Origin of the sequence: Clostridium sp. KLE 1755 (genome assembly GCF_000466465.2) — a bacterium.
GTDB classification, from domain to species: domain Bacteria; phylum Bacillota; class Clostridia; order Lachnospirales; family Lachnospiraceae; genus Eisenbergiella; species Eisenbergiella porci.
The window spans coordinates 42,701-49,771 of record NZ_KE992695.1 but is presented as its reverse complement, the minus strand read 5'-3'; the positions used below and the strand labels follow the sequence as shown (position 1 = coordinate 49,771).

Below are 7,071 nucleotides of genomic sequence, written 5' to 3'. Positions count from 1 at the left end.
CGCGGGACCGTAAGCGCATGCTGCCAGCCGCTTTCTATCGTGGGATTTACATATTCCTCCTCAACATCCGGCAGGCCGGCCCAGGCGATCAGCAGGGTCCTGCCGCTTTCATCCGTAAAGGTCTGAGGAGCGTAAAAATCAAACCCCTTGTCCCATTCCCGGAAATCCTCCAGCCGGCAGCCCGCCCGGAAATCTCCGTTTACCTGAAAATAACCTGCCGTATAGACATTCTGGAATTCGTGTTCATCCCTGGGAAGCCCCTGGGGGGAAAGGGAGAGGAACCATTTTCCCCCTGTGCAAAACAAATCAGGGCATTCCCACATATAGCCGAACTTCATGGGCACGGTCAGCTCCCGGCAAAATCGCCAGTTTTCCAAATCACAGCTTTCATAGAGCAGCACCGCCCCGCAGTCATTTTTCTTCCTGCCCCCCAGAACCATATAGTATCTGTCTTCCAGGGCAAATACCTTGGGGTCGCGGATGTGCAGGGTATAGTCCGCCGGATAATCCCTGTTCGTGAGCAGCAGCTTTTTATCCCCGAAGGTCCTGCCGTCCCGGCTTTCCACCAGCACCGTGTTAGCCTCCCGTCCCTGGGTGACATAGTCAAAGTCTCCCGGAAGCTTCACATTTCCTGTGTAAAACAGGTACATGATCCCATCCTTTATAAGACAGCTTCCGGAATAAACGCCGCTTCTGTCAAACTGCTCATCCGGGGCCAGGGGAACGCCCGCATATTCCCAGTCCGTCAGGTTCCGGCTGGTGTAATGCCCCCAGAACTTTTCCCCGCCGCAGGGGTCAAAGGGCGAATATTGGAAAAAAACATGGTAGACACCGTTCATCTGGCACAGGCCGTTAGGGTCATTCAGCCATCCTGCGGGCGGCATAAGATGGAACCTCAGACGCCAGGGGTCTTTCTGCACCCCTTCCTGCGCCGCCGCTTCCGCCTCCCTGATTTTGCGGATCATCTGCAGTCCTGCTTCGTTCATGGCCGCTGCTCCTCCTCTTTTTGTCTGGCACACTGTTTACTTTACACAGGAGAGCACCGGTTCCCCGGCCTTTACAGAGCCGGCCGCCTGCGTATTTACCTGTGCATAATCTCCGGTGTTCGTCACGATAACGGGGGTTGTTATATCATAGCCTTCCCCAAGAATTCCTTCCCGGTCAAACTCTATCAGCAGATCTCCCTTTTTCACATCGGAGCCGTCCTGTACATGGGCGGTAAAATATTTTCCTTCCAGCTTTACGGTATCCATGCCGATATGAATCAGGATTTCCGTACCGTCCGTGCCCAGCAGTCCCACCGCATGGCCCGTAGGGAAAATGGTCTGCACCGTCCCGTCAAAGGGAGCGTATACCTTCCCTTCCGAGGGTATTATAGCCATACCGTTTCCAAGCACGCCGCTGGCAAAGGTTTCGTCCTTTACCTGGCTGAGCGCAATGGCTTCACCGCTAACCGGACTGTATACCGTTGTATCGCTGCCGGATTTTTCAGCTGTCTGACCGGAAACAGGTGCTGCAGGTCCGGAAACAGGTGCCGGCCCGGAAACAGTCGCCGCCGCTGCGGAATCAGACGCATTCCTGACCGCCGCAGGCTCTTCCTTATAAAGCGCCCAGGAAAGGATAAAGGCTATCACTGCGGATACGGCAATAATCATAGTATACTGCAGTGTGTAATCCGTGGTAATCAGATAACCGAACAGTCCCGTCACACCGTATGCGGAAGCGCCGATTCCTGTCCAGCCCGCGATAAGGGCGCCGCAGGCGCCGCCGATACAGCCGGCCACAAAGGGCTTCATGAAACGGATATTTACACCGAAAATAGCAGGCTCGGTGATTCCCAGGAAAGCGGACAGGGAAGCCGGAAGCGCCATGGATTTCGTCTTTTTGTTTTTTGTCTTTAAGGCAAGGGCGAGGGCGGCGGCTCCCTGTGCCACGTTGGCTGCCGTGGCGATGGGCATCCAGGTATTCAGGCCTGTCCCGCTCAGAAGTCCGGCCTCCAGCGCATTGTACATATGGTGCACGCCGGCCACTACCGTAGGCGCATAGGCAGCCCCGCAGACAGCGGCGCCGATGCCGAAGGGCAGGGTAATCAGGAACTGCATGCCGGAGAGGACGCCATTTTCAATCCAGGAAAATACGGGGCCGATGATTGTCAGCGTCAGGTAGCCGGTCACAAGTACGGTTACGAGAGGCGTTACGAAAAGATCCAGGATTTCAGGCACGATTTTATGCAGCTTCTTCTCCAGCATGCACATGATCCAGACGGCGATTACCACGGGAATTACATGTCCCTGGTAGCCCACCAGGTTGATCTGGTACAGCCCGAACCAGGCATCCGCTGTTGGGATGGATTCCGCGCCGGCCACGCTCCAGGCATTGAGCAGATCCGGATGAATCATAATCATGCCCACTACTGCGCCCAGAAACAGATTTCCGCCGAAAACCCGCGCCGCACTGATGGCGATGAGCACAGGCAGGAACACGAAAGCGGCATTGCTGAACAGATGCAGGATGGTATAAGTGCCGGACTGGGCCATGGCCGGATAAATCTTGCAGAGGCCTTCCAGAAGTCCCATTAAAAGGCCGCTTGCCACGATGGCCGGAATGATGGGTACAAATACGTCCCCCAGCGTTTTCACAGCGCGTTTCCAGAAGCTGGTCCTGGCGGAGGCGGCCTGCTTCACCTCTTCCTTGGTGGCAGCGCCGATTCCCGCAATCTGCAGGAATTCGTCATATACCTTGTTAACCGTGCCGGTCCCGAAAATAATCTGGAGCTGGCCGGAGGCAAAGAACACGCCCTTTACTCCCTCAATATTTTCCACCGCATCCTTATCGCATTTGTCATTGTCCGCTATTACCAGCCGCAGCCTGGTGGCGCAGTGCGCCGCACTGATAATATTCTCTTTGCCGCCGATGCTCTCATATACATCCTGCGCTGCTTTCCTGTAATCCATAACACCCTCTCCTTTTCACATTATAAGGAATCATTCTCATATAAATCGTTACTATTATGCCTAAAATAGCTAGTACAATGTGAATATTTTATATGGAATCGTTCTCACATCTTGTCTTTATTATAACCTGCTGATGAGTACTTGTAAATTCATAATTCCACCAAAATAGTATCCCTGCTTCTGTTGAAATTACACAAAAAAACTGCGGAAAGATCATTTTCTGTTTTTCCCGCAGCTTTGTATTTCTGTATTTATTTCTGTATTTATTTTTGTTTCTATTACTGTTCTTCTGTTTTATATTACCGCTGCCTCGTGGTTCCTCTTTCCTCCACGCGGTAGCCCATTTTAATCTGTTTTCTTGCCTCATTCCCGTCCAGCAGCTCCAGGAGCAGCCTGGCGGCTTCCTTACCGCTGGTCTTATAATAGAAATGAACACTTGTCAGCTTAGGGCTGACGATGCGGCCGGACACCGTGTCCCCCACGCCTGCCAGCGCCACTTCTTCCGGGATCTGCCTTCCCGCCTCCTGAAGCCTGGCCAGCGCGCCCAGGGCAATACTGTCCGTGGCGCAGAAAACAGCGTCCGCACCGGGGCACAGAGCAAGCAGCTGATCCATCGCCCGATAGCCGTCCTCCACGGAAAAGCCGGTTTCCAGGAAACTGACCGCGTCTTCCGCTATCCCTGCATCCCCCGCCGCCTCCAGAAAGCCTTTCCTCCGGCCCGCGCCCACGGCCTCATCCTGCTGCGTCACGCCAATACAGCCGATTTTTCCGGCCCCCCGCAGCAGGAGCCGCGACACATCCCGCGCCGCCAGGCAGTCGTCCTGGTAAACGCAGGAATATCCGTCCAGCCTCTGCCCCAGCAGGACAACCGGCACCTGCAGCGCCTTCAGCGCCCGTTTATGCTCCCGGGTAATGATTGTGGCAATCAGTATAATGCCGTCCACATGGTTCTCCGAAAACAGCCGCAGGTATTCCAGCTCTTCCTTTTCCCGGTTCTCCGTATTGGCAAGCAGCAGCTGGTAGCCCGCTTCCTTCAGCACCACGCTGATCCCCGCCACCATCCTGCTGATGGAATCGGAATTGATTTTGGGAAGGATGACGCCGATCAGCCTCGTCTTTTTGGTGCGCAGCGTCTGGGCCTGCGTGGAGGGCTTGTAACCCGTCCGGTCAATCACCTCCTGAATGCGCTCTTTTTTTTCATCGCTGACGTAGCCGTTATTCAGGTAGCGTGATACCGTGGCCCTGGAAACCCCCGCCAGCTTTGCAATTTCATTGATATTCATGGAACCCCTCCATCCGAAACAGACGTAACCCCATTATTTCTTCTCCTGGCCAAGAGCCTTTTTGTAGCTGTTGAACGTGTCAATAAAGGCCTTGACCGCCGCCAGATCCTTATCGTCCATCTGCTCAATATCAGCGATGACTCTCCTCTGGACAGGCGACAGCGATGCATTCCTGCCCTTCCTGCTCATTTTGGGTTCCTTGCCGTCCAATATCCAGCCTGCGGAATATCCGTATCTTTCTTCTATCAGCGTGGCCGTGGAATGAGACACTCCGCTTTCATCTCTCAGAAGCTTGGAAATATAACTCTCCGTGACCTGAATGCTCTGCGCGAATTCCTTCTGCTTCAGGCCGTTCTCTGAAATAATAAGCCGGATTCTGTCTGATAATTTCATAAAATCACCTCGTTGTGCCTATCATAGCAAGAAAGCTGTAGTGAGTCAATCTAAATGCGTTGACAATGTAGTCATTCAATGCTATTATGTACTCATTCAAGTATGCAGTGGAGGGGTTCAACATGAAAGCTAATGATTACAAAGATGAAATCATCCGTTTCATCATAGATTCATCCGAAGAAGACAGCCTTATTATCGCTGCCTTTGTGGCGGGCCTGCGCTCCCGGAATGGCAGAAACGCTTCCTCCCCTGCCGAACAGGATACCCGGGACGGCAATAACGGGAAACCACAGGGGAACCGTTCCGCTTAGTAACGCGGAATGCTGCCGCCAGGCAAACAAGGAAGCAAAAAACAACAGAATACCGGAAGGGAGACAATTGTATGAAAAGGGATGGGAAAATATTGCCTGGGAACAGGAAGAAGGAGCTGTGGAAAGGAATCCGGCGGAACTACTGCCTGTATCTCTTTCTGCTTCCGGCAGTGGTGTTTATCGGGGTTTTCTGCTATGCACCCATGTACGGGGTACTGATGGCATTTCAGGATTATTCTCCGGGAAAGGGCATTCTGGGCAGCCCATGGGTAGGGCTGAAATGGTTCCGCACCTTCTTTGAACTGCCCCGTTTCTGGCAGATTGTTAAAAATACGCTGGTAATCAGCCTTTATTCCCTGGTGGTTGGTTTCCCCATTCCCATCTTCCTGGCCCTGATGATAAACAGCGTTAAGGGCACCCGTTTTAAGAAGCTGACGCAGACGGTCACCTATATGCCGCACTTTATTTCCACTGTCATCCTGGTGGGCATGATGTCCGTCTTTCTTTCTCCCAGATCCGGGTTTTTGAACCATCTCATCGCTATGCTGGGCGGCCCGGACGACCTGCATTACATGGGAAATGCAGCCGTCTTTCCCCATCTTTATGTATGGTCCGGCATCTGGCAGAATATGGGCTGGAGCTCCATCATTTATCTGGCGGCTCTTTCCGGCGTGGACCAGGAGCTCCATGAGGCGGCCATGGTGGACGGCGCCAGCAAGCTGAAGCGGATAATCCATATCGATCTGCCGGCAATCATCCCCACCATGGTTATCCTGCTGATCATGAACGCGGGAAGCATTATGAGCGTGGGCTATGAGAAGGTATACCTGATGCAGAACGATCTGAACGTGACCACGGCGGAGGTCATCTCCACCTATGTTTACAAAATCGGCCTGAAGCAGCAGCAATACAGCTATTCCGCGGCAATCGGCCTTTTTAATAACCTGATAAACTTTATTCTGCTGGTTGTGGTGAACAAGCTGTCCAAAAAGCTTTCCGGCTCCAGCTTATGGTAACACAAGGAGGGAGGAACCTGTAATGCACACACACAAAACGGTAACCGGTAAGAAAAAACTCCGTTTTACCCAGGATACGGTCTTCGATATCATTGTAGCCGCCATTCTGTCAATCATTATTCTCATTATGGCCTATCCCATTTATTTCGTACTGATGGCCTCTTTTTCAGATCCTTCTTATGTAAATAACGGGTCGATGCTCCTGTGGCCCAAGGGCTTCACCTTGCTCGGCTATCAGAAAGTATTTGAGGATTCCCGTATCTGGACAGGCTATGGGAACACTCTGATTTATACCATCGGAGGTACGGCGCTGGGCACCTTTTTTACCATGATGGCCGGTTATGCCCTTTCCAGGAGGGATCTCCCCTTCCGCAACCTGCTCATGGCATATTTTGTATTCACCATGTATTTCGGCGGCGGCCTGATTCCCTTTTATATGGTAATTAAAAAGCTGCAGCTGACTAATACCAGAACGCTTATGATTATTCTCGGCGCTGTGGGCGTATACAATATCATCATTACCCGTTCCTTTATGGAAAACAATATCCCGGAGGAGCTGCGGGACGCCGCCCGCGTGGACGGCTGCGGCAACGGACGCTTCTTTTTCAAAATAGCGCTTCCGCTCTCCAAGGCGATTATGGCTGTCCTGGTACTTTACCTGGCCGTTTCCTATTGGGATTCCTATTTCAATCCCATGATTTTCCTTACTGACAGAAGCAAATACCCGCTGGCGCTGTATCTGCGTGAAATCCTGCTGACCGCCGCCACCGGGGCCGCCAACTCCATGACAACGGATGCGGAGGCGGCCAGAAAGCTGCAGACCATGGTGCAGGTGATCAAATACGGCGTTATCGTCGTTTCCACCCTGCCGATCCTCTGCGTATACCCTTTCCTTCAGAAATATTTTGTAAAAGGGGTAATGATCGGTTCCATCAAAGGCTGATATCAATGGAAAGCGTTCCATGATGATAAACAATAATAAGGAGGCAGAGAATGAAAAAGAAACTGATTGCACTACTGCTGGCGGCAGTACTCACCGCCATGACAGGCTGCGGAGGGCAGAACGCCGCTTCCGGCGATGCGGCGCAGGCTCCTGGGGATACGGCGGGGGGGC

At 52.7% G+C, this 7,071-nt stretch carries 7 protein-coding genes; 3 read left to right on the top strand and 4 right to left on the bottom strand.

The features are described 5' to 3' along the window. From HMPREF1548_RS11195 to HMPREF1548_RS11180, 4 genes are all read right to left on the bottom strand, one after another. On the bottom strand, positions 1 to 986 hold a 986-nt coding region (locus HMPREF1548_RS11195; protein WP_021636206.1), incomplete at its 3' end, for a glycoside hydrolase family 32 protein. 36 nt (positions 987 to 1,022) lie between these two features. Continuing rightward, complete coding sequence (locus HMPREF1548_RS11190) at positions 1,023 to 2,954, bottom strand: PTS sucrose transporter subunit IIABC (protein WP_021636205.1); 1,932 nt, start codon at positions 2,952 to 2,954, stop codon at positions 1,023 to 1,025. Positions 2,955 to 3,253: 299 nt separating this feature from the next. After that, the gene (locus tag HMPREF1548_RS11185) at positions 3,254 to 4,237 is read right to left on the bottom strand and encodes a LacI family DNA-binding transcriptional regulator (protein ID WP_021636203.1); all 984 of its coding nucleotides are present in this window, start codon (positions 4,235 to 4,237) and stop codon (positions 3,254 to 3,256) included. A 33-nt stretch (positions 4,238 to 4,270) separates the two neighbouring features. Next, a complete protein-coding gene (locus HMPREF1548_RS11180; protein WP_021636202.1) occupies positions 4,271 to 4,630 on the bottom strand; it encodes a helix-turn-helix domain-containing protein in 360 nt (119 codons plus the stop codon). 122 nt (positions 4,631 to 4,752) lie between these two features. On the opposite strand from HMPREF1548_RS11180, the gene HMPREF1548_RS11175 reads away from it, so the two are divergent. From HMPREF1548_RS11175 to HMPREF1548_RS11165, 3 genes are all read left to right on the top strand, one after another. Further along, positions 4,753 to 4,941 (top strand): hypothetical protein, encoded by a 189-nt coding sequence (locus HMPREF1548_RS11175; RefSeq protein WP_025488237.1) that lies wholly within the window; start codon positions 4,753 to 4,755, stop codon positions 4,939 to 4,941. Between the two features lie 71 nt (positions 4,942 to 5,012). Then, positions 5,013 to 5,957, top strand: a complete 945-nt coding sequence (locus HMPREF1548_RS11170) for an ABC transporter permease (RefSeq protein ID WP_021636200.1) — start codon at positions 5,013 to 5,015, stop codon at positions 5,955 to 5,957. 22 nt (positions 5,958 to 5,979) lie between these two features. After that, entirely contained in the window at positions 5,980 to 6,900 is a 921-nt protein-coding gene (locus HMPREF1548_RS11165) for a carbohydrate ABC transporter permease (protein WP_021636199.1), read from the top strand. The last annotated feature ends 171 nt before the right edge of the window (positions 6,901 to 7,071 follow it).

What these genes read in the sequence shown, in the direction of transcription:
- HMPREF1548_RS11190 (WP_021636205.1), bottom strand. Translation starts at nt 2,954, where the DNA reads ATGGATTACAGGAAAGCAGCGCAGGATGTATATGAGAGCATCGGCGGC.
- HMPREF1548_RS11185 (WP_021636203.1), bottom strand. Translation starts at nt 4,237, where the DNA reads ATGAATATCAATGAAATTGCAAAGCTGGCGGGGGTTTCCAGGGCCACG.
- HMPREF1548_RS11180 (WP_021636202.1), bottom strand. Translation starts at nt 4,630, where the DNA reads ATGAAATTATCAGACAGAATCCGGCTTATTATTTCAGAGAACGGCCTG.
- HMPREF1548_RS11175 (WP_025488237.1), top strand. Translation starts at nt 4,753, where the DNA reads ATGAAAGCTAATGATTACAAAGATGAAATCATCCGTTTCATCATAGAT.
- HMPREF1548_RS11170 (WP_021636200.1), top strand. Translation starts at nt 5,013, where the DNA reads ATGAAAAGGGATGGGAAAATATTGCCTGGGAACAGGAAGAAGGAGCTG.
- HMPREF1548_RS11165 (WP_021636199.1), top strand. Translation starts at nt 5,980, where the DNA reads ATGCACACACACAAAACGGTAACCGGTAAGAAAAAACTCCGTTTTACC.